The 25349-nt window shown below is 63.4% G+C and carries 20 protein-coding genes, 1 tRNA gene and 1 other RNA gene; 14 read left to right on the top strand and 8 right to left on the bottom strand.

Going from position 1 to position 25349, the window contains the following annotated elements; genetic code table 11:
- Window positions 1-39: 39 nt before the first annotated feature.
- Together NKH83_RS15275 and NKH83_RS15270 are read left to right on the top strand one after the other, a co-directional pair.
- Window positions 40-2193, top strand: a complete 2154-nt coding sequence (locus tag NKH83_RS15275; protein WP_352476011.1) for a thiamine pyrophosphate-dependent enzyme — start codon at window positions 40-42, stop codon at window positions 2191-2193.
- Window positions 2186-3775, top strand: coding sequence for an indolepyruvate oxidoreductase subunit beta family protein (locus tag NKH83_RS15270; RefSeq protein WP_352476010.1), 1590 nt, complete (start codon window positions 2186-2188; stop codon window positions 3773-3775). The genes NKH83_RS15275 and NKH83_RS15270 overlap by 8 nt, the downstream gene beginning before the upstream one ends.
- A 317-nt stretch (window positions 3776-4092) precedes the next feature.
- On the opposite strand, the gene NKH83_RS15265 is transcribed toward NKH83_RS15270, so the two are convergent.
- Window positions 4093-4168, bottom strand: a tRNA-Thr gene (locus NKH83_RS15265).
- 341 nt (window positions 4169-4509) lie between these two features.
- On the opposite strand from NKH83_RS15265, the gene NKH83_RS15260 reads away from it, so the two are divergent.
- A complete protein-coding gene (locus tag NKH83_RS15260) occupies window positions 4510-5661 on the top strand; it encodes a hypothetical protein (protein WP_352476009.1) in 1152 nt (383 codons plus the stop codon).
- A 102-nt stretch (window positions 5662-5763) separates the two neighbouring features.
- On the opposite strand, the gene NKH83_RS15255 is transcribed toward NKH83_RS15260, so the two are convergent.
- Both NKH83_RS15255 and NKH83_RS15250 read right to left on the bottom strand, forming a co-directional pair.
- The gene (locus NKH83_RS15255) at window positions 5764-7365 is read right to left on the bottom strand and encodes a cisplatin damage response ATP-dependent DNA ligase (protein ID WP_352476008.1); all 1602 of its coding nucleotides are present in this window, start codon (window positions 7363-7365) and stop codon (window positions 5764-5766) included.
- Between the two features lie 22 nt (window positions 7366-7387).
- Window positions 7388-8398 (bottom strand): ligase-associated DNA damage response exonuclease, encoded by a 1011-nt coding sequence (locus NKH83_RS15250; RefSeq protein ID WP_352805500.1) that lies wholly within the window; start codon window positions 8396-8398, stop codon window positions 7388-7390.
- 108 nt (window positions 8399-8506) lie between these two features.
- Between NKH83_RS15250 and NKH83_RS15245 the strand changes: the two genes are divergently transcribed.
- Both NKH83_RS15245 and NKH83_RS15240 read left to right on the top strand, forming a co-directional pair.
- Entirely contained in the window at window positions 8507-9451 is a 945-nt protein-coding gene (locus NKH83_RS15245) for a methyltransferase domain-containing protein (RefSeq protein ID WP_352476006.1), read from the top strand.
- Window positions 9452-9506: 55 nt separating this feature from the next.
- Window positions 9507-9863: a hypothetical protein gene (locus NKH83_RS15240; protein ID WP_352476005.1), complete on the top strand. Its 357-nt coding sequence runs from the start codon at window positions 9507-9509 to the stop codon at window positions 9861-9863.
- 7 nt (window positions 9864-9870) lie between these two features.
- Here the strand turns inward: NKH83_RS15240 and NKH83_RS15235 are convergent, their stop codons facing one another.
- A complete protein-coding gene (locus NKH83_RS15235) occupies window positions 9871-10734 on the bottom strand; it encodes a prephenate dehydratase (RefSeq protein WP_254816209.1) in 864 nt (287 codons plus the stop codon).
- A gap of 30 nt (window positions 10735-10764) precedes the next feature.
- Complete coding sequence (locus NKH83_RS15230) at window positions 10765-11493, bottom strand: 3-deoxy-manno-octulosonate cytidylyltransferase (protein WP_023676856.1); 729 nt, start codon at window positions 11491-11493, stop codon at window positions 10765-10767.
- Between the two features lie 192 nt (window positions 11494-11685).
- Between NKH83_RS15230 and NKH83_RS15225 the strand changes: the two genes are divergently transcribed.
- From NKH83_RS15225 to NKH83_RS15195, 7 genes are all read left to right on the top strand, one after another.
- Window positions 11686-12339 (top strand): c-type cytochrome, encoded by a 654-nt coding sequence (locus tag NKH83_RS15225; RefSeq protein WP_352476004.1) that lies wholly within the window; start codon window positions 11686-11688, stop codon window positions 12337-12339.
- A 173-nt stretch (window positions 12340-12512) separates the two neighbouring features.
- Entirely contained in the window at window positions 12513-14399 is a 1887-nt protein-coding gene (locus NKH83_RS15220) for an extracellular solute-binding protein (protein WP_352476003.1), read from the top strand.
- Window positions 14399-16267 carry an extracellular solute-binding protein gene (locus tag NKH83_RS15215; RefSeq protein WP_352476002.1) on the top strand — a complete coding sequence of 623 codons (1869 nt, stop codon included), beginning with the start codon at window positions 14399-14401 and terminating at the stop codon, window positions 16265-16267. Before NKH83_RS15220 ends, NKH83_RS15215 begins: the two co-directional genes overlap by 1 nt.
- Before the next feature lie 30 nt (window positions 16268-16297).
- Window positions 16298-17392 carry a microcin C ABC transporter permease YejB gene (locus NKH83_RS15210; protein WP_254816205.1) on the top strand — a complete coding sequence of 365 codons (1095 nt, stop codon included), beginning with the start codon at window positions 16298-16300 and terminating at the stop codon, window positions 17390-17392.
- A complete protein-coding gene (locus NKH83_RS15205; RefSeq protein WP_352476001.1) occupies window positions 17392-18531 on the top strand; it encodes an ABC transporter permease in 1140 nt (379 codons plus the stop codon). The genes NKH83_RS15210 and NKH83_RS15205 overlap by 1 nt, the downstream gene beginning before the upstream one ends.
- Window positions 18528-20156: an ABC transporter ATP-binding protein gene (locus NKH83_RS15200; RefSeq protein ID WP_352805494.1), complete on the top strand. Its 1629-nt coding sequence runs from the start codon at window positions 18528-18530 to the stop codon at window positions 20154-20156. The genes NKH83_RS15205 and NKH83_RS15200 overlap by 4 nt, the downstream gene beginning before the upstream one ends.
- Window positions 20157-20251: 95 nt before the next feature.
- Window positions 20252-21193, top strand: a complete 942-nt coding sequence (locus NKH83_RS15195) for a 2-hydroxyacid dehydrogenase (protein WP_352805491.1) — start codon at window positions 20252-20254, stop codon at window positions 21191-21193.
- Window positions 21194-21218: 25 nt separating this feature from the next.
- Here NKH83_RS15195 and NKH83_RS15190 read toward each other — a convergent pair whose 3' ends face one another.
- Genes NKH83_RS15190 through NKH83_RS15180 form a run of 3 tightly spaced genes read right to left on the bottom strand, consistent with a single transcriptional unit; the run spans window position 21219 to window position 22946 of the window.
- Window positions 21219-21521 (bottom strand): Dabb family protein, encoded by a 303-nt coding sequence (locus NKH83_RS15190; protein WP_352805488.1) that lies wholly within the window; start codon window positions 21519-21521, stop codon window positions 21219-21221.
- Window positions 21522-21546: 25 nt separating this feature from the next.
- Window positions 21547-22488: an NAD(+) diphosphatase gene (gene nudC, locus NKH83_RS15185; protein ID WP_352805485.1), complete on the bottom strand. Its 942-nt coding sequence runs from the start codon at window positions 22486-22488 to the stop codon at window positions 21547-21549.
- Window positions 22489-22526: 38 nt separating this feature from the next.
- On the bottom strand, window positions 22527-22946 hold the full coding sequence (locus NKH83_RS15180; protein WP_023676868.1) for an HIT family protein: 420 nt from the start codon (window positions 22944-22946) through the stop codon (window positions 22527-22529).
- 359 nt (window positions 22947-23305) lie between these two features.
- On the opposite strand from NKH83_RS15180, the gene ffs reads away from it, so the two are divergent.
- Together ffs and NKH83_RS15170 are read left to right on the top strand one after the other, a co-directional pair.
- An RNA gene (gene ffs, locus NKH83_RS15175) (signal recognition particle sRNA small type) lies at window positions 23306-23402 on the top strand.
- Between the two features lie 104 nt (window positions 23403-23506).
- Complete coding sequence (locus NKH83_RS15170) at window positions 23507-25333, top strand: DNA polymerase III subunit gamma/tau (RefSeq protein ID WP_352805482.1); 1827 nt, start codon at window positions 23507-23509, stop codon at window positions 25331-25333.
- Window positions 25334-25349 lie beyond the last annotated feature (16 nt).

Below are 25349 nucleotides of genomic sequence, written 5' to 3'. Positions count from 1 at the left end.
TACGCGCCGCCATCGGGACGGTAACGGAAGGAGCAAAAAATGGCCGAACGGTCTTTTGCCAAGGAAGTCGAAAAGCTCAGGCTCGGCGCCGGCGAGGAGTTTTCCGGCGAAGGCATTCTCGCCATCACCAAGGCGCTGCTGCAATGCGGCGTCGGCTATGTCGGCGGCTATCAGGGTGCACCGATCAGCCATTTGATGGACGTGCTGGCCGACGCGCAGGATATCCTGGGCGAGCTCGGCGTGCATTTCGAGGCAAGCGCCTCGGAAGCGACCGCCACCGCCATGCTGGCGGCATCGGTGCATTATCCGATCCGCGGTGCGGCCACCTTCAAGTCGACGGTCGGCACCAATGTCGCCTCCGACGCGCTCGCCAATCTCGCTTCCGGCGGCGTCACCGGCGGTGCATTGATCATCGTCGGCGAGGATTACGGCGAAGGCTCCTCGATCATGCAGGAGCGCAGCCACGCCTTCGCCATGAAGAGTCAGGTCTGGCTGCTCGACCCGCGCCCGAACCTGCCGTCGATCGTCAAGGCGGTGGAGGACGGCTTCGAGCTGTCCGAGGTTTCCAACACACCGGTCATGCTGCAGGTCCGCATTCGCTGCTGCCATGTCCACGGCCATTTCATCGCCAAGGACAACAAGCGCCCGGCGATGACAGTGGCCGATGCGCTCGCCGCGCCGCGCCGCGACACCGGCCGCATCGTGCTGCCGCCCGCGTCCTTCCTGCACGAGAAGGAAAAGGTGCAGAAACGCTGGCCGGCGGCGGTCGACTTCATCCGCACCAACAAGATCAACGAGTTTTTCGGCCCAGAGCACGGCTCGGTCGGCATCGTCATGCAGGGCGGCATGTACAATTCGGTCATCCGGGCGCTGCAGCGGCTCGGCCTCGCCGACACCTATGGCGACACCGACGTGCCGCTCTATGTGCTGAACGCCGTCTATCCACTGGTCGATGACGAATTCCTGTCCTTCTGCGAAGGCAAGGACGCCGTGCTCGTCGTCGAGGAAGGCCAGCCCAACTACATCGAACAGGCCTTTGCCGCGATGCTGCACAAGGCCGGCCGCGGCACCAAGCTCGTTGGCAAGGAACATCTGCCTATGGCCGGCGAATATACCGGCCAGGTGATGCTCGACGGCATCGGATCGTTCCTGCGTGCCACCATCCCGCATCTGCTGCCAAGTGAGGTCCGCGCGCCCAACAAGATCGGCGACGGGCTCGACACCGCCGACCTGATCAACGTCGTCCCGGGCCGGCCGCCCGGCTTCTGCGTCGGCTGCCCGGAGCGGCCGATCTTCGCCGCCACCAAGCTGGTCGAGCAGGAGCTGGGCAAGCACCACATCGCCTCCGACATCGGCTGTCATTTGTTCTCGATCATGCCGCCTTTCGAGCTAGGTGCCACCACCATGGGCTACGGGCTGGGGCCGGCCTCGGCCTCGGCGTTCAACTCGCCCGATGCCAAGCGCCGCTCGATCTCCTTCGTCGGCGACGGCGGCTTCTGGCACAACGGCCTGACGTCCTCGATCGGCAATGCCGTGTTCAACAAGAACGATGGCGTCATCGTCATCGTCGATAATTTCTATTCGGCGGCGACGGGAGGGCAGGATATCCTTTCCTCCCGCGCCGGCAACAAGACCAAGTCGACCAAGCATCCGATCACCGAGGCGGTGAAAGGCATGGGCGTCAAATGGCTGCGCCACATCGACCGCACCTATGATGTGACCAGGATGCAAGACACGCTGCGCGAGGCGCTGACGACGGACGAGAAGGGCCCGAAAGTCATCGTCGCCTCGTCCGAATGCATGCTCAACCGCCAGCGTCGCGAGAAGCCTTTGGTCGAAAAGGCGATCAAGGGCGGTGAGCGGGTCGTCAAGCCGAAATTCGGCGTCGACGAGGACATCTGCACCGGCGACCATGCCTGCATGCGGCTCTCCGGCTGTCCGTCGCTGTCGGTGAAGTCGCTCGATGACCCGCTGCGCGACGATCCGGTGGCGCATATCGACCAGAGCTGCGTCGGCTGCGGCAATTGCGGCGAGGTTGCCGATGCGGCGGTGCTGTGCCCATCCTTCTACAGAGCCGACGTGGTGCATAATCCAAGCCGCTGGGACCGTTTGCTTGAAGCCGCGCGGCGCGCCACGATCCGCCTCTTGCAGCGCCGCCGCGAAAGCCGGCGGCTGATATTTGCCGATGCTTGACGCTGTCCCATCAACCCGTTCCAAGGCCGGCGCGCAGGGCGATGAGCGCGTCATAAAGCTTGCTGTGCTGGCGGTCGGCGGCCAGGGCGGCGGCGTGCTGGCCGACTGGATCACGGACGTCGCCGAGCGCAACGGCTACGTCGCCCAATCGACCTCGGTTGCGGGCGTCGCCCAGCGCACCGGCGCCACCATCTATTATGTCGAAATGTGCCGCGACACCGGCCGGCTGCCGGTCTTCGCGCTGTCGCCGTCGCAGGGCGACGTCGATATATTGATCGCCGCCGAACTGATGGAAGCCGGCCGCGCCATCATCCGCGGGTTCGTCACGCCGGAGCGCACCACGCTGATCGCCTCGTCGCACCGCATCGCAGCGGTCTCCGAGAAGATCGAACCCGGCGACGGCCGCGCATCGTCCTCGAAGGTCCATGCCACGGCTGAAGCCGCGGCCAAGCGCTTCATCGCCTTCGACATGGAGAAGATCGCCGTCGATAACGGCTCGATGATCTCGGCCAGCTTGCTCGGCGCGCTGGCCGGGTCCGATGCCTTGCCGTTCACACGCGAGAGCTATGAGCAGGCCATCGGCGCCGGCGGCCGCGGCGTCAAGGCAAGCCTCGCTGCCTTCGCCGCCGCCTACGATCGGGCGCGCGCCATCGCGAGTGCGCCTTCGGGCGACAAGACTGTACAGCCGGCGGCCGCTGAAACCCGCTCGGCCGCGGCGACAAATGTCAGCGGCCCGGAAAGCCTGTTGAAGGGCTGGCAACAACTGGCGGCGCGCGTCGCTGCTTTGCCTTTACCCGTGCACGACATGGCGCTTCGCGGCCTGAAAAAAGTCGTCGACTACCAGGACGTCGCCTATGGCGGCGAGTATCTCGACCGGCTCGACCGGGCGGTCGTCCTGGACAATGCCGAACATGACTACGTGCTGTCGATCGCCGCGGCCAAGCATCTGGCCAACGCCATGTGCTACGACGACATGATCCGCGTCGCCGATCTGAAGACACGCTCGACGCGCGACCACCGCGTACGCCGCGAAGTCGGTGTCAAGCAAGGCTCAGTCCTGCAGGTGACGGAATATTTCCATCCGCGCATTGAGGAATTCTGCGGCACGCTGCCGGCCGGGCTCGGCAGCTACATCGAGGACCGGCCGAAGCTCGCCGCCTTTCTCGACCGCCGCATCAATCGCGGCCGCCACATCCGCACCGACAGTTTCGCCGGCTTTGCCGCTTTGTGGTTCATCGGCGGCCTGCGCCGCTGGCGCCGCCGCCTGTTGCGCCACAAGGTCGAGACCGCGCATCTCGATCGCTGGTATGCGCTGGCGCTGGGCCAGGTCGGCCAGGATTACGCGCTTGGTACGGAGATCCTCAACTGCCGCCGGCTGATCAAGGGTTACAGCGACACCCACGCCCGCGCGCAGTCGAAATTCGACCGGGTGCTGTCGGCGCTGGACATGGTCAAGGGCCGCCCGGACGCCGCCGACTGGATCCGGCGCCTGCGCGAAGCGGCGCTGAAGGACGAGAAGGGCGACATGCTCGACGGCGCGCTGAAGACCGTGGCGTCGCTGGGCGACACCTCGCCGAGCTGAGGCGCACGTTCGACCGGGCTGCAACTCAGTCTGTCGTCCATGTCGCCTTCGACGCGGCGGTCTGCACGGCAATTCTCAGGCCAATGATCTCAGCGATCGCCGCCTCCAGCACGCCGACTTCTACCCCCGCGACAGGCGCAACAGATCTCGCTCTATTACGAGAAGCAACCGGCGCTTGCTTGAACTACGAAGGGCACCCTGGAAATCCGGGGTGCCCGACGTGTCGGCTACGGACATGGGTTTCGCTTATTGGGGCTTGCGTCCAAATAACGTCTCTAACAGACAGGGCTAAATTTGCCGCAATTCCAAGGGATAACTGGTGCCGCTTGCGTGACTCGAACACGCGACCCCATCATTACGAATGATGTGCTCTACCAACTGAGCTAAAGCGGCCCGGGAAGCCGTGCTTCCAAGATGGGCTGGGTGATAGACGCAACTGGCCGCGAATTCAAGATGGCTGCCGCGAATTCAGGACGAGCAATTCGTCTCCGTCCCAGGACGGGCACAAGGGCAGCCGCCGCGCCGATGCGATGCCGTATCGGCAGGCCGCCCCGTCCGTCACGTCGGGGCCGTGACGGAAAATCAGCGAAAAAGGTTGATTTCTTTACCGAAAACCGCCGAAATGAGCTTTGTATCCCTCGGCAAGGCAGAATGCAGCCGCTCGCTTGTTGATTGATTGGTCGCCTGCGGCTAACGATCATGACAATGTGAGTGAAATTGCAGAGGGAATTCGTTTGGACGCGATCGAAAAAGCGATCCGCAACGCCTTCGAGAAAGGCAATGCCGACGACCGGGCGTTTCGCGAGCGGGTCTATCGATCGGCTTTCGCGGCACTCGACCGTGCCCTGCAGGCCAATCCAAACGTCACCGTGGAAGTCGCCATCAAGCGCCGCAAGGCGGTCCAGGCGAAGATCACCGAAATCGAATCGGAATTCCTGCCGGCGGTTGCCGACGTCGCCGCGCCGACCGACAGTTTGGAGGCAGCACCGGAGGTGGAGCCTCCGGCCGAAGCCGAGCCCGCGCCGTCGCCCGATGTCGTCATTGACGGTCCGGCACAGCCGCCCGAATCCGATGCGCCCCGGTCGCGCGTCCTGCCGGTCGTCCCCGACATAATGCCCGATGCGCCTGTTCCCGACGCGCCGGTGATCGACATGGGGGCCTCGGCTCCGACCGAAGCCGACGCCGAAACAGACGACGCGGAAGTGACGCCCGACCGCGACGACCGGCGGGCGAGGCGGCGGCGCCTGCCTTTGACCGCGATCTTCTTCGGCGTGACGCTGCTCGCAGCCGCCGGCATCGGCCTTTATTTCGCCAACCAGACCGGCGTCTTCAAATCGGCGACCGAACTCGACACGGCGCCGCCGGAAGCGCCGCCAACGGTCGATGGCGATGATTTCACGCCGGACGACACCGCTTCGCCGCCGAAGCAGGGCGAGCAGGACCAGGCGCGCGACTGGATCAACGTCTTTTCGCCGGGTGACCCGACGCAGGTCAACGCACCGTCGGACGCCAAGGCCGACGTCATCCAGGACGAAAGCGGTTCCTTCCTGCGCATCCGCTCGGGTGCATCCGGTTCGGCCATCAGCTTCGACGTCGGGCAAGGCGTGCTGGAAAAACTCGCCGGCAAGCATGCCACATTCGACATCATCGCGCGCTCCGAGGAGGGCCAGGAGACGCAGATTTCCGTCGATTGCAATTTCGGCGAACTCGGCGACTGCGGCCGCAAACGCTATGCCGTCGGTCGCGAGCGCAATGAATATCTGTTCGACGTGCGCTTTCCCGACAAGCATCCGGGTGCTGCCGGCACCATCGCCATCAATTCCGACTTCGACAAGCAGGGCAAGTCGGTCGACATCTACGAGATTCGCGTCTCGGTCGTTCCGTAAAGCACGTCGCGTTCGGACCGGCCTCATGCGACGCAGTTTAAATTCTTGTTTTGATGCATGTCGGTACCGCAAAACCGCTGCACGCTTTTTGCGCGACATGCATTAACTATCGAGCAGCGCCTGCAGCGTCTCGATGCGGTCGGCTTCCGCGGCCGGCTTGTCCCAGCGAAGCCGCGAAATGCGCGGAAAGCGCATGGCGACGCCGGATTTGTGCCGCGTCGAACGGTTAAGCCCTTCGAACGCCACCTCCAGCACCAGGCCATGTCTGCGGTCGGCCCGTACCGAGCGCACCGGGCCAAAGCGCTCAATCGTATTGTCGCGAACATATTTGTCGATTTGCCTCAGTTCCTCGTCGGTGAAGCCGAAATAGGCCTTTCCCACCGGCACCAGCTCCTCCGATCCTTCCGGCCCGGACCAGACGCCGAATGTGTAGTCGGAATAGAAGCTCGAGCGTTTGCCGTGGCCGCGCTGGGCGTACATCAGCACGGCGTCGACCGTGTGCGGATCGCGCTTCCATTTGAACCACGGGCCCTTCGGTCGCCCGGCCACATAGGGCGAATCCCAGCGCTTCAGCATGACGCCTTCGATGACCGGATGCAGCGGCTTGCGGCGCAATTCCTCCAGCGCCTGCCAGGTGGTGAATTCGACCAGCGGCGACAGATCGAAGCGACTCGGATCGAGTGTCCTCACGAAGGCCTCGAGCCGGCCGCGTCGTTGGCGGAAGGGCAATCCCCGCACATCCTCGTCACCAATCTGCAGCGCATCGTAGCAGCGCATGAAGGCGGGGTATTGCTGCTGGATCTTGGGTGACACGCTCTTGCGGTTCAGCCGCTGCTGCAGGTCCGAGAACGTGCCCGTCGCCTGCCTGGGGTCACCGACCAGAAGCTCGCCGTCGAGGGCGCCTGAAAAATCCATCGCCTCGGCAAGATCCGGAAAGGCGCCGGAGACATCGTCACCGGTGCGCGAATAGAGCCGGCGAATGCCGCCTTCGCAAACCGCCTGGACGCGGATGCCGTCCCATTTCCATTCGGCCGCGTAGTCGGCCGGGTCGAGCTTTTCGAGGTCGCCGTCGCCGACGGCGTTCGACAGCATCACTGGCCTAAACAGCGCCAGCGCCGTCTTCCTGGGTTTTTCCGCCTTGCCCTCCAGCCAGGCGAACAGAGCCGCATAAGGCGCCGTCAGCCCGTGCCAGAGTTCCTCGATCTCGGCGATATCGACCTTGCCGAAATCGGCCAGCGCCTGCTTGGCGAGCCGCGCCGAGACACCGATGCGCAGGCCGCCGGTGACCAGCTTTATGATGGCAAAGCGCGCGGACGTGCTGGCGCTGTCGAGCAGCCGGGCCAGCACCTGCGGCCCGTCGGAACGGCTTGCCGCCTGCAGCTTGGCCACCACCTCGGCCAGCGTCGGCGCGTGGTTCGCAATATCGAGAGGCGCTTGCGGCCAGACCAGCGACACGGTCTCGGCCAGGTCGCCGACATAGTCGTAGGAATAGCCGAACAGCACGGGATCCATGCGCTCGACGACCAGCGTGCGCAGCATTGCCGGCTTGACCGCGGCGATGGAAAGATCGCCGGTAATGGCCGCCAGCGCCAGCCCGCGATCCGGATCCTCGACGCTGCGGAAATAGTCGGTCAAAAGCGTCAGCTTGCCGTTGCGCGACGGCGTCAGCACCAGCCGGTCGAGAAGCTCGGCGAAGCGGTTCATGAGCGGAGCGCCATGAGTACCATCAATCGCCCTCGTCCTCATAGCCGACGAGATGCAGCGGCCTGGCGGCGATGCCTTCGAGTTCGCACCAGCGCACCAGCGCCTCCTCGCGGCCATGCGTCACCCAGATTTCTTCCGCGCCGGTCTCCTTGATCGTTGCTGTCAGCTCGTCCCAGTCGGAGTGATCGGAGATAATCAGCGGCAGCTCGACGCCGCCCTGCTTGGCGCGTTGGCGGATGCGCATCCAGCCTGAGGCGAAGCACGACATCGGATCGGGAAAACGCCGCGCCCAGCGATCGGCGAAGGCGGATGGCGGGCCGATGACGATGGCGCCGGCAAAGTCGCTTTTTTGGCCGGCCTCGACCGTCGCCGGCTCCAACGTGCCGAGATCGATGCCCTGGCTCTGGTAATATTCGCTGAGTTTGGCCAGCGCACCATGGATGTAGATCGGCTTTTCGTAGCCGGCATGGCGCAGCAGCCGCATGACACGCTGCGCCTTGCCCAGCGCATAAGCGCCGACCAGATGCGTGCGCTCGGGAAACTGTTCGGTCGATTTCAGCAGCCGGGCGATCTCGTCGGAATCGGGCGGATGGTGAAACACCGGCAGGCCGAACGTCGCCTCGGTGATGAAGACGTCGCACTTGAGCGGCTCGAACGGCTCGCAAGTCGCGTCCTTCTGGCGCTTATAGTCGCCGGACGCGACGATGCATGTGCCCTGATGCGCGACCTTGATCTGCGCCGAGCCCAGCACATGGCCGGCCGGGTGAAAGCTGACGGCCACACCGCCAAGCGCAATCGTCTCGCCGAGCACGGCGGCTTGCGTCGTTCCGGCAAAACCTTCGCCATAACGCAGCCCCATAATATCGAGCGTCTGCTGCGTCGCCATTACCGAGCGGTGGCCGGAGCGGGCATGGTCGGAATGGCCATGCGTGATCAGCGCCCGGTTGACCGGCCGCACCGGGTCGATGAAGAAATCGCCGGGCGGGCAATACAGCCCTTCCGGCCGGGGATGAAGCAGGTCGCTGGCGCGCATGGCCCCAAGATAGGCACTAATTCCGGCGCGGGAAGCCTGTTGTAAGTCACTGCTGACTCCAGCATAGAGCGCAAGCCGGCTGCAAACACCCGGCGGAATTCGATCACGATGAAACCGCTCCAGACCTCGTCCGGCGATTTGACTGCCGACCGCCGCGCCGACTATGCCGAAATGCTCCATGCATCCGGCGATCATGCGGCCGCCGCGGAATTGCTGCTCGGCGCGCTCGAACTGGCGCCGCAATGGCCAGCCGGCTGGTTCCGCCTCGGCGAGATGCAGGAAGCGGCGGGCGCGCCCGATCGTGCCGCGCAGGCCTGGACGACGGCACTGCGGCTCGACCCGGCGGACAGGCTCGGCGCGGTGCTCAAGCTGCAATTGATCGGCAGGGCAGCGGCTGCCCAGGCGCCGCCCAGCGCCTTTGTTGAGACGCTTTACGACTACTATGCCGAAAGCTTCGAGGCTGAGCTGGTCGACAGGCTCGGCTACCGTCTGCCCGAATGCCTCGACCGCGCCATTCGGGCAGCACGGCCGGGCCGGTTTTCGCTGGCACTCGATCTCGGCTGCGGCACCGGCCTCATGGGCCAGAAGCTGCGGCCGATCGCCGATCGGCTGGAGGGTTACGACATCTCGGCCGGCATGCTGCGGCAGGCGCGCGCCAAAGGCCTCTACGATCTGCTCGTCAAGACGGACCTGCAGGATTTTTGCTATTCTGGCCCGAAAGCCGATCTGGTGACGGCGGCCGATGTGTTCATCTATGTCGGCGCACTCGACAGGGTGGTGAACAAGATTGCCGGAATGCTTGCCGGCGGCGGTCTGTTTGCGTTCTCTGTCGAGACGCTCCCGGGCGGAGAATCGTCTGACCGCGCCGGCTTCGCCCTGCAGCCGTCGCGCCGCTACGCGCATTGGCAAGGCTATATAGAGCGGGTTCTGGATGCCGACGGCTTTTCGGTCCTGTCGCTGCAGGCAACGATCATCCGGCAGGATCGCCGCGAACCGGTCGAAGGGCTGGCCGTAGTGGCAAGCTTGCTTTCCGGCAGCGTAAAATCTGGCTAAGACTTCTGCCGCTGCGCATGAGAAGCCGCAGCTGCGAAAGACAAGGAGCACGTTCATGCGCTGGAACATGACGGTCTTGGCATCTTGCCTGGCGATGGCCGGCTGCGTCGGCAATTCGATGTCCGAACGGCAGGACGAAAACGTCCAGTCCTCGCTGCTGTATGACAAGGTGCCTTGCGATCAATTGCTGGCGCAACGAAACGGCCTGGCGCAGCAATATCATCTGCCGGTGGACGCCAAGCCGTCCTTCTCCAACCCGGCGACGGGCTTTGGCCCGTTCACGCCGGATATGCGCTCAAAAGCCAAGCGCGACGCCGACCAGGCAAGCGGCAAGATCGACGCCATGAACCGGTCGATTGCCCGCCGCGAATGCGGCAAGCCGGCCAAAAAGAACAAGCTCGGCCTGACCTGACCGGATCCTAATCCGCCACCTTCCACTGCTCGCGCGAGGCGCTGGCGGGATAGACGCCGAGAATGCGCATTTCGCGCGAGAAAAAGCGCAACTCGTCGAGTGCCAGCTTCACCAGCGGATCGTCGGGATGGCCCTCTATGTCGGCGTAGAACAGCGTCGCTGTAAACGCGCCGAGCTGGTAGCTTTCCAGCTTGGTCATGTTGATGCCGTTGGTGGCAAACCCGCCCATCGCCTTGTAGAGCGCCGCCGGCACGTTTCGGACGCGGAAGATGAAGGTCGTCATCATCTTGGCGTCGGCCGAGGGACGTTCGGCCCATTGCTTGTTCTTGGTCAGCACCACGAAGCGGGTGACGTTGCTGTCGGTGTCCTCGACATTCTCCTCGATGATGTCGAGCCCGTAGAGGGTCGAGGCCAGCGCCGGCGCCAGCGCGGCCATGGTGCGGTCCTTCATCGCGGCGACCATCTTGGCGGCGCCCGCGGTGTCGCCGGCAACCGCCGCCTTCCAGCCGTTCTTGCGGATGTATTTGCGGCATTGGCCGAGCGCGTGGATGTGGCTGTGCACGGTCCTGATCTCGTCGCGCCTGACGCCCGGCAGCACCATCAGCTGGAAGTGGATCGGCAGAAAGTATTCGCCGATGATGTGCAGCTTCGATTCCGGCAAGAGGTGATGGATGTCGGCGACGCGGCCGGCAATGGTGTTCTCGATCGGGATCATGGCCAGATCGGCCTTGCCGGTCTCGACGGCGTTGAAGGCGTCCTCGAAGGTCGGGCACGGCAACGGCTCCATCGACGGGAACATGTTGCGGCAGGCGGTGTCGGAATTGGCGCCCGGCTCGCCCTGGAAGGATATTTTGTTGGTCTTTTCAGGCATGCGCGGAGTCTCGGGAATTGGGGGAATTTCTTAGTTGGAAAGGAGCGCCCTGGCGCGTTCGAGATCGTCCGGCGTATCGACGCCAAGCGGCACCGACTGCACGATCTCGGCATCGATGCGCATGCCAGCCTCCAGCGCCCGCAACTGCTCGAGCCGCTCGCGGCGCTCCAGAGGCGACGGCCTTAGCGCAACGAAGCGTTCGAGTGCGGCGCGGCGATAGGCATAGAGGCCGATATGATGGTAGAGCGGGCCTTCGCCCCAAGGGGCGGTGGCGCGGGTGAAATAGAGCGCCCTGAGCCGCGTCGTCGAGAGTGGCGAGCCGACCAGCTTGACGACGTTCGGATTGGTCTTTTCCTCATCGCGGACGATCTCGACGCAGAGCGTGGCGATATCCACCGCCGCGTTCTCGAAAGGCTTCAGCGCGGCACCGATAACAAGGGGGTCGATGGTCGGCAGATCGCCCTGCACATTGACGATGGTCTCGACGCTGTTGCCAGGGTCGAGAATGGTCAGCGCTTCAAAGATGCGGTCGGAGCCGGTTTCGTGGTCCGCCCGCGTCATCACCGCCTCGAAACCATGGGCGCGCACCGCCTCCGCAACGCCTTGCGTATCGGTGGCGACGACCACCCGGCCGAGCCCCGCCTCGGCAGCACGGCGGGCGACGTGGACGATCATCGGAGTGCCGGCAATGTCGGCCAGCGGCTTGCCCGGCAGGCGGGTCGAGGCCATGCGGGCCGGGATCAGGATGAGCGTGGACATGAGGCGGGCAGGGGCTCGAAAAAGAGGGGGACAAAAGTGGCAAAAGGTCTCACTGGCAGCGCCCTTATAGGTGTTGCAACGCCGGAGCAAAAGACCTAGTTTCCGCGCGATTTGACCGCCTCGCAGGGTGGTTCACGATACCGACGGACGGAGTGGACGGATCGGTCCGCCGGAAAAGGGAGCCTGGGGCGTATGGATTCCAACGAAGTCAACAAGCTGCTCGCCGGTTTCCTCGGCACGGTGTTCATCGTCTTTTCCGTTGGCATCGTATCTGACGCGCTGTTTGCCTCGCCGACGCCGGAAAAGCCCGGCTTCGCCATCGAGGCGACCGAGCCCGCCGAAGGCGGCCCGGCCGCTCCAGCCGCGGAGGCCAAGCCGATCGCCGAGCTGCTGGCCACCGCCAACGCCGAAGCGGGTGCAGCCATCTTCAAGAAATGCCAGGCCTGCCACTCCGGCGAAAAAGGCGGCCCCAACAAGGTTGGCCCCGATCTGTGGGACATCATCGACCGTCCGGTCGCCGAGCATGAGGGCTTTGCCTATTCGGCCGGCATGAAGGAGTTCTCCAAGGGTGGCAGCGAGAAGTGGACCTACGATAACCTCAACCACTTCATCACCTCGCCGAAGAAGTTCGTGAAGGGCACGGCGATGGGCTTCGCCGGCCTGCCGAAGGATGAGGACCGCGCCAACGTCATCGCCTATCTGCGCACGCTGTCGGACAATCCGAAGCCGCTGCCGGCGCCCGGCGCCTCGGCCGAGAACGCGCCCGCCAAGCCGGCCGAAGGTGCAGCCCCTGCCAAGCCGGCAGAAGGCGCGGCTCCGGCCGCTCCGGCCGCACCCGCAAAATAACAAAACTGTAATGACATAATCCTTGAAAAAGCCGGGTTCAGCCCGGCTTTTTCGTTAGGGAAAATGCATATGCGACGACAAAGCCACTCGGTTGCGGTTTTCAGCGCCGCCAAATGATCTAGATTGAGCCCAGACGCTATTGTGACGGCGCTATATCGCGAAGAGGAGAACGCATGACGGTTGGCCGAGCGCGGACGCTTCTGAAATCAGTGCTGATGCTGGCTGCTTTTGCCGGCGGCCTGCAGGCGGCCTTCGCGGACGAATGGCGCACGACCTCGTCGCTGATCGGCGAATCCAAATACGGCGACAATTTCCAGCATTACGATTACGTCAATCCGGATGCACCGAAGGGCGGCACGCTGAATTCGGTTGTGCTGGGCACGTTCGACAGCTTCAATCCCTACATCGTGCAGGGTTCGCCGGCCGCCGGCTTCGCGCAGTTTGGCGGCGGCCTGCTCTACGACACGCTGATGGAGCAGGCGACCGACGAGGGCAGTACCAGCCATCCGCTGATCGCCGATGCCTATAAATATCCGGCCGACTATTCCTCGGCGACCTATCGGCTCGATCCGCGGGCGAAATGGCATGACGGCCAGCCGATCACCACGGACGATGTGATCTGGTCGTTCAAGGTGCTGAAGGCCAGCAGCCCTATGTACAGCCGCTATTTCGAAAACGTCACCGACGCCGTCGCCATCTCCGACCGCGAGGTCGAGTTCCATTTCAACCAGAAGGGCAACCGGGAGCTACCGAAGATCATCGGCGATCTCGTCGTGCTGCCCAAGCACTGGTGGGAAGGCACCGATGCCAGCGGCAAGAAGCGCGACGTCACCAGGCCGACGCAGGAGCCGCCGCTCGGCTCGGCCGCCTACAAGATCGCCAGCTTCAAGCCGGGTTCGGAAATCATCTGGCAGCGCGTCCCCGATTACTGGGGCGCTAAACTGCCCGTGAAGATCGGCCGCGAGAATGTCGACAGACAGCGCTTCTCCTATTTTCTCGACGACAATGCCTCGTGGCAGGCCTTCACCAAGGGTGGATTTCAGGATATTCGCTTTGAGTCACGTGCCCAGCGATGGGCCGTCGAGTATACTTTTCCGGCCATCAAGGCGCGGGACGTCACAAAGGCGGAATATCCTACGACGTCCCCGGAACCAATGCAGGCCTACGTTATGAATACGCGCCGGCCGCTTTTTCAGGACGTGCGCGTGCGGCAGGCTCTGACCTACGCCTATGATTTCGAGAGCATGAACCGCACCATCTTTTTCGGCGCCTATACGCGCACGGACAGTTACTTCGAAGGTGGTGATTTGGCGTCAAGCGGCTTGCCGCAGGGGAAGGAATTGGAAATCCTGCAACAATATCGCGACAAGCTGCCGCCTGAACTATTCACCCAAGAGTTTAAGCTACCGGTCTACAATACGCCGCAGTCAGGGCGTGAAAATCTTCGGAAAGCCTATGAGCTTTTGAAGCAAGCGGGATGGGTCAATCGAGGCGGCAGGCTGGTCAATGAGAAGACTGGCGACCCGTTCAGGATAGAGTTTCTGGGCAACGATCCAGTTGACGAACGCGTCGCCTCGCCCTTGATCGACAATCTCAAACGTCTAGGCATCGACGCCACGCTGCGTATCGTTGACGACAGCCAGTATACAAACCGGACCCGCGCCTTCGACTTCGATATGCTGGCGCTGGCGGGCTTCCAGCAATCCAACTCGCCGGGCAACGAACAGCGGGATTTTTTCAGTTCCACTGCAGCCGACACCTCCGGATCACGTAATTTGGCGGGGATCAAGAACCCGGTCGTCGACGCGCTTATCGACCGAGTGATCTTCGCCACCGATCGGGATGATCTTATAGCGGCCACCCATGCGCTGGATCGGGTGTTGCTCTGGAACTACTACATGATCCCACAGTGGCACCTGGGAAAAGTTCGGATCGCTTACTGGAACAAGTTCGGCATACCAGCAAAACAGCCAAGCTACCAAGGCGTCGACATATCCTCGTGGTGGATCGACCCGGCCAAGGAAAAGGCGCTGGCCGCCAGATACAAGAGCGGCAATTGATGGCGGCGCTGCCCCGTCGCGACTTCCTCGCCCTGGGCGGTGCCGCTGCGGCCGCAGCGCTGCTGCCCGGCCGGGCTTTCGCGGCCATTCCAACCGGCGTGAAACTGCACGGGTTGTCGGCTTTTGGCGATCTCAAATATCCTCCGGATTTCACGCATTTCGACTATGTCAATCCGGACGCTCCCAAGGGCGGCCGGATGAATTTCGCCCCGCCGAACTCCACCCTCAATCAGAGCTTCCTGACTTTCAACACGCTGAACTCACTGGTGTTGAAGGGGGATTCGCCGCCGCGCACCGAGCTCTGCTTCGATTCGCTGATGGCAAGGGCAGTCGACGAACCGGATGCGGTCTACGGCCTGCTTGCCGAATCCGTTACCTTGTCGCAGGATCGCAATGGCTACCGCTTCAGCCTGCGGCCACAAGCGCGCTTCCATGACGGGTCGCCGCTGACCGCCGACGACATTGCCTTCGCCTTGAACCTCTACAAAGACCGGGGACATCCGAACCTTTCCCAAGCGCTGCGGCACATGACGGAAGCGGTCGCAATCGATCCGCTTACAGTCAACCTTACCTTCAACGGCCAACAGTCCGCGCAGAATATCCTCGCGATCGTCGTAATGCCGATCGTGTCGAAAGCTTTCTACACCGCCAATGATTTCGACGCCTCGACGATGACGCCACCGCTCAGCTCCGGACCATACAGGGTTGGACGGGTGGTGGCCGGGCAGACTGTCGAATATGAACGCGTCGCCGACTATTGGGGCCGCGATCTGGCCGTGAACCGCGGCAGTTATAATTTCGACCGCATCCGTATCGATTTCTACCTTGATCGCCAGGCAGCCTTTGAAGCATTCAAGAAAGGGGATACGCATTTTCGCGAGGAGTTCACCTCGCGGGTATGGGCGACCGGCTACGACTTTCCAGCACTGAAGGATGGCAGGGTCGTCAAACGCGAATTTCCTGGCGAGAAAACGCCATCCATGCAGGCTGTCGCGCTGAACCAGCGCCGTCCGCAGTTCCGCGACATTCGCGTGAGACGGGCAATCGCCTATTGCTTCGACTTCGAATGGACCAGGCGGGTTCTGTTTTTCGACTCCTACGAGCGTTCGCAATCGAACTTCGAGCGATCGGATTACAAGGCCAAGGGCCTGCCCTCACCCAAGGAGTTGGCCCTGCTGGAGCCGTTTCGAGCCGAGTTGCCGCCGGAGACCTTCGGCGAACCGGTGATGCAACCCGTCTCCGACGGTTCCGGGCACGACCGTAAGCTGCTGCGCGAGGCTTCGAGGCTGCTTGCCGAAGGCGGCTGGAAGCGAGCGGGCAATTTCGTCCTCAACGACAAAGGCGAGCGCCTGCGCGTGGAAATGCTTGCCGAGGACGAGGGTCTCGTTCGTATTTTCGCGCCATGGTCCGAGAATATGAAGGCGATCGGCATCGACGCTTCGATCCGGCAGGTCGACTCGACGCAATTTGAAGCGCGGCAGAGCAATTTCGACTTCGACTTCAACATGCTCGCATGGTCGATCGGAGCGACGCCCACCGCCGACGGTTTGGAGATACTCTATGCTTCCCGGATGGCGAAAACGCCGGGGATGCGCAACTATCCGGGTACGGAAAGCAAAGCCATCGACGCGCTGATCGAGGCAGCCGGCAAGGCGCAGAGCCGGATCGAACTCGTCACCGCGCTCAACGCGCTCGATCGGGTCTTGCGCGCGCGGCTAGACTGGATTCCAACATATCATCTGGCGAATCACCGAGCAGCCTTCTGGGACATGTTCGGCTTTCCCGCTCAAAAGCCGGATTACGACTTTCCGGTCGAGACGTCGTGGTGGTTCGACAAAGACAAGGCGGCAAAGATTGGCAAAGGCTGAGATTTTTGCACAAGCGAGGCAGGGAACCTGATGGGCGCCTATATACTGCGCCGCATCCTGTTGATGATCCCGACCCTGTTCGGCATCATGGCGGTATCCTTCGCCGTCATCCAGTTCGCGCCGGGCGGGCCGGTCGAGCAGGTCATTGCCAGGCTGACCAACCAGGGCGGCAGCGATCGCCTCGGCGGTGGCGGCGGTGATGCTGGCGGCGCCAATTTCGATGTCGCCGGCGACGTCGGCTCGAAATACCGCGGCGCGCAGGGGCTCGACCCGGAATTCATCAAGAAGCTGGAGAAGCAGTTCGGTTTCGACAAGCCGCCGCTCGAGCGCTTCGGCATGATGCTGTGGAACTATCTCCGCTTCGATTTCGGCGACAGCTATTTCCGCGACATCTCGGTGCTCGACCTGATCCTGGAAAAGATGCCGGTGTCGATCTCGATCGGGCTGTGGATCACGCTTTTGTCCTATCTGATCTCGATCCCGCTCGGCATCCGCAAGGCGGTCAAGGACGGCTCCACCTTCGACGTCTGGACCAGCGGCGTCGTCATCGTCGGTTACGCCATTCCGGGCTTCCTGTTCGGTATATTGCTGATGGTGCTGTTTGCCGGCGGCTCATTCTGGGACTGGTTTCCGCTGCGCGGCCTCACCTCCGATAATTGGGACCAGCTGTCGTGGCCGCAGCGGATCGTCGACTATTTCTGGCACATGACCCTGCCGCTGACGGCGCTGGTGCTGTCGGCCTTCGCCACGACGACGCTGCTCACCAAGAATTCCTTCCTTGAGGAGATCCGCAAGCAATATGTGGTCACAGCCCGCGCCAAGGGCCTGTCGGAGCGGCAGGTGCTTTATGGCCACGTCTTCCGCAACGCCATGCTGATCGTCATCGCCGGTTTCCCCGGTGCGTTCATCTCGGCATTCTTCACCGGGTCGCTGCTGATCGAGAACATCTTTTCGCTCGACGGCCTCGGCCTGCTTGGTTTCAACTCGGTGGTGCAGCGCGACTATCCGGTGGTCTTCGCCAATCTCTACATCTTCTCGCTGCTTGGCCTGTTCGTCGGGCTGCTGTCCGACCTGATCTATACCTGGGTCGATCCGCGCATCGACTTCGAGCGGAGAGACGTCTGATGGCGCAGGCGACAGCCGAAACGGCGCCGCCTCGGATCGCGCGGCCCTTTCTGTCGCCGCTCAACCAGCGGCGCCTGCAGAACTTCAAGTCCAACCGGCGCGGCTACTGGTCGTTGTGGATTTTCCTGTTCCTGTTCGTGCTGTCGCTGGTTTCCGAACTGATCGCCAACGACAAGCCGATCATCGCCTCCTACAAGGGCGAGATCCTGTTTCCGGTCCTGATCGCCTATCCCGAGGAGAAGTTCGGCGGTTTCTATGCGGTCACCGACTACCGCGACCCGGTCATCCAGGACGAGATCAATGCCAATGGCTGGATGGTCTGGCCGCCGGTGCGCTACTCCTACCAGACCGTCAACAACGCCATTCCCGAAGCAGCACCGACCAAGCCGTCCTGGCTCTACGACAAGAAGACGCGCTGCAACCAGTATCCGAAAGGCGAAGCGGACCCCAATTGCAACGTCGGCAACTGGAACTGGCTGGGCACCGACGACCAGGCCCGCGACGTGCTGGCGCGCGTCATCTACGGCTTCAGGATATCGGTGCTGTTCGGGCTGATCCTGACCGCCGGCTCGGCGCTGATCGGCGTGGCGGCCGGCGCCTTGCAGGGCTATTTCGGCGGCTGGACCGACCTTCTGTTCCAGCGCTTCATCGAGATCTGGTCGGCGATCCCGGTGCTGTACCTGCTGTTGATCGTCGCCGCCATCCTGCCGCCCGGCTTCTTTATCCTGCTCGGATTGATGCTGCTGTTCTCCTGGGTGGCGCTGGTCGGCGTGGTGCGGGCCGAGTTCCTGCGCGCCCGCAATTTCGAATATGTCAATGCGGCGCGCGCGCTCGGCGTGCCCAACATCACCATCATGTTCCGGCATCTGCTGCCCAATGCCATGGTGGCGACGCTGACCTTCCTGCCCTTCCTGCTCAGCGGCTCGATCTCGACGCTGACCTCGCTCGACTATCTCGGCTTCGGCCTGCCGCCCGGCTCCGCCTCACTGGGCGAGTTGTTGAAGCAGGCGCAGCGCAACCTCAATGCCCCCTGGCTCGGCATTTCCGGCTTCGTCGTCATCTCGCTGATGCTGTCGCTGCTGGTCTTCGTCGGCGAGGCCACCCGCGACGCCTTCGATCCGCGCAAGACGTTCAGATGACCGCCCCTCTCCTCTCGGTCCAGGATCTCAGCGTCGCCTTCACGCAAGGCGGCAGCCAGTCGATCGCCGTCGACCATATCTCCTTCGACCTCGCCAGGGGCGAGACGGTGGCGCTGGTCGGCGAATCCGGCTCCGGCAAGTCGGTCACCGCGCTGTCGGTGCTGAAGCTGCTGCCCTATCCGACCGCCAGCCACCCGTCGGGAAAGATCCTGTTCCTCGGCGCCGACCTGCTTGCCGCGGACGAGAGAGACTTGCGCCGCGTGCGCGGCAACAAGATCACCATGATCTTCCAGGAGCCGATGACCTCGCTCAACCCGCTGCACACGATCGAGCAGCAGATCGTCGAGGTGCTGAAGCTGCACCAGGGCCTGGGCGATCGCAACGCCAAGGCGCGCACGCTGGAACTTCTGCACGAGGTCGGCATCCGCGAACCGGAAAAACGGCTCGACGCCTATCCGCACCAGCTTTCCGGCGGCCAGCGCCAGCGCGTCATGATCGCCATGGCGCTCGCCAACGAGCCTGAACTGTTGATCGCCGACGAGCCGACGACCGCGCTCGACGTCACCGTCCAGGCGCAGATCCTCGAATTGCTGGCCGGCCTGAAAAGCCGCAAGAACATGTCGATGCTGTTCATCACCCACGATCTCGGCATCGTCAGGAAGATCGCCGACCGGGTCTGCGTGATGACCAAGGGCAAGATCGTCGAGACCGGCCCGACCAAGGAGATATTCGCCAATCCGCAGCACGCCTACACGCGGCATCTGCTTGCCGCCGAGCCGAAAGGCAAGCCGCCGGCGGCTAACCAGGCCGCCAGGCCGGTGATGGTCGGCAAGGACGTCAAGGTCTGGTTTCCGATCAAGAAGGGCTTCTTCCGGCGCACCGTCGACAATGTGAAGGCGGTCGACGGCATCGACGTCACCGTGCGGGCCGGTCAGACGCTTGGCGTCGTCGGCGAATCCGGCTCAGGCAAGACGACACTCGGCCTGGCGCTGGCCAGGATGATCTCGTCGACGGGGACCATCCAGTTCAACGGACGCGGCATTGATCAACTGTCCTTCAGCGAAATGCGACCGTTGCGACGCGAGTTGCAGATCGTCTTCCAGGATCCGTTCGGTTCGCTCAGTCCGCGCATGTCGGTCGCCGAGATCATCGAGGAAGGGTTGAAGATCCACGAGCCGAAACTATCTCCCGATGCGCGCGACGAGCGTGTCGTCGACGTGCTGAAGGAAGTCGGCCTCGATCCGGCGACGCGCAACCGCTATCCGCACGAATTCTCCGGCGGCCAGCGCCAGCGCGTCGCCATCGCGCGCGCCATGGTGCTCAACCCGCGTTTCGTCATGCTGGACGAGCCGACCTCGGCGCTCGACATGAGCGTGCAGGCGCAGGTCGTCGACCTCTTGCGCAGCCTGCAGGCCAAGCACGACCTCGCCTACCTCTTCATCAGCCACGATCTGAGGGTCATCCGCGCGCTCGCCAACGAAGTCATCGTCATGCGTAATGGCAGGATCGTCGAGGCCGGTCCTTCCGAACAGATTTTCGGCAACCCGCGGACCGACTATACAAAGGCGTTGATCTCGGCCGCCTTCAAGATCGAAACGGCGCCGGTCGGTATCGTCAGCGAGTAGATTTTCGCCAGAGATCATGCACAAAATCAAAACGCTGCCGCGCCCCTGCAAGTGCGGACGCGAACGCTGTTGGTAAAAGGGAAAAACAATCCGCAATGGAAAAAGGCCGCATCCTGCTTGCCCTCACCGGTATTCATCCGCTGCGCTGGCGCGAACTGCTGTCGGCGGAGCGCGAAGTGGTGCTCGAGCCGAATGGCGCCGGCGATCCCTCGATTACCTATGCGGTGGTGTGGAAACAGCGGCCGAACCTGTTGTCGTCGCTACCTAATCTGCGGGCTATCTTCTCGATCGGCGCCGGCGTCGACCACATTTTCGCCGATCCCACCTTGCCCGATGTACCGGTCGTCAAGGTGGTCGCCGCCAACCTTACCCAGTACATGACCGAATACGTCGTCTGGCGAGTGCTCGACCACCATCGCCAGGGCATGCTCTACCGCGCCCAGCAGCAGAAGAAGATCTGGCACGAGCCGCAGCAGCGGCCGGCCGGCGACATCTCGGTCGGCATCATGGGGCTCGGCACGCTTGGCCGCGCGGCGGCATCGGTACTGTTGTCGCTCGGCTTTCCCGTTAATGGCTGGTCGCGCAGCGATCGGCCGATGGAAGGTGTCTCGACTTACGCGGGCGAGGCCGGCCTGATCCCGTTCCTCAACGCCACCGATATCCTGGTGGTGCTGTTGCCGCTGACGCCACAGACGCATGGCATCATCAACCACGGCGTGCTGAAGGAGCTGCGCAAGCGCAATGGCCTCGGCGGCTCGGTGCTGATCAATGCCGGGCGCGGCAGGCTGCAGAAGGACGCCGACATTTTGCGCGCGCTGGACGACGGCACGCTGAAGGAAGCCAGCCTCGACGTGTTCGAGGTCGAGCCGCTGCCGAAGACCAGCCCGCTATGGAGCCACCCGAAAGTGTTCGTGACGCCGCACGCGGCAGCAACTTCCGATCCGGTTCACCTGGCGCCGATCATGCTGCGTCAGATGGATGCCTTCGAGCGCGGCGAAGCGCTGGAAAATGTGGTGGATCGTAACGCGGGGTATTGATTTTTTAGAGCGTCGCTTTCCAGTCTCAGGCCCAGCCGAGCGGCACGTAGTCGATCTCCATAAACGCCTCGACCTCTGGGATCCAGCGGTCGCGGACGAAGGCGACGTGGTCGGGATGGTCGTTGTAGCCGGAGTAAGCCCGCTGATCGGCGAACTCCATCGAGAAGCCGAAGCGGTAGTCGTTCTTGGGGCTGACCTGCCGCAACTGCTCGAAATGCGTGACGCCCTTTATCGCCGTGAGGATCGTCTTGGCGTCGGCCAGGAACCTTTTTTCCTCGAGCGAATGCGGCGGGTGCTTTAGCGTGAACACGACGGTGTGACGGATCATTTTCTGCTCCTGCGATGTCGATCTGTTATGCGCTGTCGGCCCAGGCGCGGATGAGGTTATAGGCGATCGCCCCCTTCGGTGGCGTCACCAGGCCGCCCGGATGCTCACGGGCCAGCATCGAGAGCACCTCGTCGCGAAAGAACCAGCGGCAATCTTCCAGCTCGTTGAAGTCGGGGTGGATATCGTCGTTGAGCGGTTCGCCGAAGCAGCCGATCATCAGCGAATAGGGAAACGGCCAGGGCTGGCTGGCGTGGTAGACGACGCGGCCTAGCCGAATGCCGGCTTCCTCCAGCGTTTCGCGGCGCACCGCCGCCTCGATCGTCTCGCCCGGCTCGATGAAACCGGCGAGCGCCGAATACATGCCGGGCCCGAAATGCCGGCCGCGGCCGAGCAGGCATTTTTCGCGTGTTGCCGTCAGCATGATCGCCACCGGGTCGGTGCGCGGAAAGTGCTCCGTCCCGCAGGCCGGGCAATGCCGCTTGTAACCGCCCGCCCGCATCTCGGCTTCGGTGCCGCATTTGCTGCAGAAGCGATGGCTGGCATGCCAGGCAAGCAGCGCCGCCCCTTGCGCCAGCGCGCCGGCGGCCGCTTCGTTGATCAGTCCCTGCATATAGACCGAGCGATAGTCGATGGCCTTGATCGTCTCGGGAAGCTGCTCGGGCTCGACCCCGGCCGGCACCGCCAGCACCGGGCCGCTTTCGGAAAAACCGAGCAGCACGCCGTTTTCGAGCGATGCTTCGAGCGGCCGGCATTCGGCCACGCCGAACCAGGGGTCGAATGCGCCTTGCGCAAGCTTCAGATAGAGCCGGCCGCCACGCATCAGCAAAAGCCGCGCCGAAGGATCGGCGAGCGCCTTTTCGACGGAATCGTCGGCGCGGTTTTCGGACTGCCGGTCGATAATGTTGCCGGCGAAGCCGACGAACTGGCTCGGCTCGCGCAAGGGCGCGTCAAACAGGCGAAAGCTCATGCAGACTCGGGAAGGTTCAAGATGGACACGGGGGAGGCTTATAACGCTGCCTTGATCTTTTCCGCAAACTTGCGAAGGTCGGAGCGCTGATAGGGCTCGCGCAGGCCGTGCCCCCACACCGGGCCGGGCCAGCCGGGATCGCCTTCCGAGCGCGCAATAACGTGTACATGCAACTGGCGCACGATGTTGCCGAGTGCGCCGGTATTGATCTTGGTGCAGCCGGTCACCCGCTTCAGCGCCAGCGCCACCATATTGGTCTCGAAGGTCAGCATCGCCTGGTCGAGCGGCGTCATATCGTGGATTTCCTCGATGCCCGGCCGCTGCGGGACCAGCAGCAGCCATGGCCAGCGGCGGTCGTTCATGACGCGCAGTTCGCACAGGCCGAGCCACATCAGCTGTTCACTGTCGGCTTCCAGCTGGGCGTCAAGCGTGAATCCGGCCTTGAGGCCCGGCAGCATCGGCGTTTCCCTCACTTTTTGACGTTTTTTGAACTCTATCGACGCTAGAGCGGCTTCCGAAGGGCCGCAAGGGGCAGCAAGCAACATTGGCCGTCGCGGCGCTGATTGTGCGCGAAGAAGTGAAGGCCCGGGCAAATTGCATCAGGTTGGCGCTGCCCCGCCGAGGTCGACGATTTTGATCGCGGCCACATTTTGTTCTTGCTTTGTGCCGGCAGCTATGCTACTAATCCCGCTATGGTGATTATTCGCACCAATGACCCGCCCGCCGAGGCGGGTTTTTGGTTTCAGCTTTCGCCGTCGCTCAGGGCCCCTATCATCCGCACTTGCATTTCATCGCCGGATTGCCGATATGGAGGCTGGGAGGTTGGTGGTGGACGGTCCACTCGCCAACCGGGTCAGGTCCGGAAGGAAGCAGCCCTAACGAGCCCGGAACGGGTCATTGTTCCAGCCTCCCGCCTCTTCGCCTTTTGCCCCGACATTGACGGCGCCAAGCCGTGCGGGCGAAACTATGCGCAGGAATCGGCCGCCTCCAGTGGCAGCCCTTGGAGCTTAACGGGCGAATGAGCGAAGCCGGAAACGAGGCCGGGAAATTGGACAAGCCTGCCGCCTACCGCGTGCTGGCGCGCAAATACCGACCGTCGAATTTCTCCGAGCTGATCGGCCAGGAGCCGATGGTCCGCACGTTGACCAATGCCTTTGCGACCGGCCGCATCGCCCAGGCCTGGATGCTGACCGGCGTGCGCGGCGTCGGCAAGACCACGACCGCGCGCATACTCGCGCGGGCCCTGAACTACAAAACACCGACGGTCGACCAGCCTTCCGTCGACCTTGCCGTGCTCGGCGAGCATTGCCAGGCGATCATGGAAGGCCGGCATGTCGACGTCATCGAGATGGACGCCGCCTCGCATACCGGCATCGACGACATCAGGGACATCATCGAGCGTGTGCGCTACGCCCCGGTATCGGCGCGCTACAAGGTCTACATCATCGACGAAGTGCACATGCTTTCCAACCAGGCCTTTAACGGCCTGCTGAAGACGCTGGAAGAGCCGCCGCCGCACGTCAAGTTCATCTTCGCCACCACCGAAATCCGCAAGGTGCCGATCACCGTCCTGTCGCGCTGCCAGCGTTTCGACCTCAGGCGCATCGATGCGGCAATGATCAAGGCCGACCTTGCCAGGATAGCCGGTCTGGAGGGCATCGAAGTTGAAGACGATGCGCTGGCGATGATCGCCCGCGCGGCCGAAGGCTCGATGCGCGATGCGCAGTCCATCCTCGACCAGGCGATCGCCCATGGCGGCGGCGCGGTCAGCGCCGAAGCGGTGCGTGCCATGCTCGGCCTTGCCGACCGTGCCCGCATCGTCGACCTGTTCGAGCATGTCATGAAGGGCGACGTCGCGGCCGCGCTTGCCGAATTCCGTGCCCAGTACGATACCGGCGCCGATCCTGCCGCGGTGCTGACCGACCTTGCCGAGTTCAACCATCTGGTCACCCGTCTGCGTTTCGTGCCGGCTGCCATCGACGACGCCTCGCTGTCCGAGGACGAGCGTCGGCGCGGCGCCGATTTCGCCAGCACGCTGTCGGTCAAGGTGCTGTCGCGGACATGGCAGATGCTCTTGAAAGGCATTCCCGAGGTGCAGACTTCCAACCGCCCGGTCAGCGCCGCCGAGATGGTGCTGATCCGGCTGGCGCATGCCGCCGACCTGCCGACGCTGGACGAGGCGCTGAAATCGCTGGAGAACGGCGTTTCGCCGCCGGGCGCCGCGCCGCGCGTGAATGGCGCGCCGACAAGCCCCGGCCCCGCAAACCATGCGCCTGCAAGCGGTGGTGCCGGTGCCGTGGCGCAGACGCGGATGCCGACGGCCAATGGCGGCGCGCAGACGATGCGCCTGGTCGAGGCCGAGCCCGTGCCGACCAACTTCATTGCTCCGCCGGAGCCGGTGGTCGAGGCGCCGCCGGTGCCGGTGAAATCGCTGGCCGATATTGTCGCCCTTGCCGACGCCCAGCGCGACATGGCCTTCAAGGTGCTGGTGAAGCGTTGCGTGCGCCTGGTGCGCATCGAGCCCGGCCGTATCGACGTCAGCCTGACCGACGATGCGCCGAAGATGCTGCTCAACGATTTGACCGCCAAGCTGCGCGCCTGGACGGGCCGCAGCTGGCTGGTGTCGCTGTCGAAGGAGGAGGGCGGCCAGACGCTGGCCGAGATGGAATCGACAAAGCGCGAAAACGCCTTCCTCGATGCCAAGAGCGACCCGACGGTCGCCGCCATCCTGGCGCGCTTTCCCGGCGCCAAGATCATCGACGTGCGCATTCCCGACGCGCCGGAAGCCGATGCGGCAGAGGCCGAAGTGCCGGTCGAGCCGCCGGCCGACGACGACGAAACCTGAACAACCAGCACCAACT

The organism is Mesorhizobium sp. M0909, from assembly GCF_040319515.1.
GTDB lineage: Bacteria > Pseudomonadota > Alphaproteobacteria > Rhizobiales > Rhizobiaceae > Mesorhizobium.
This window is presented reverse-complemented; position numbering and strand designations above follow the sequence as displayed.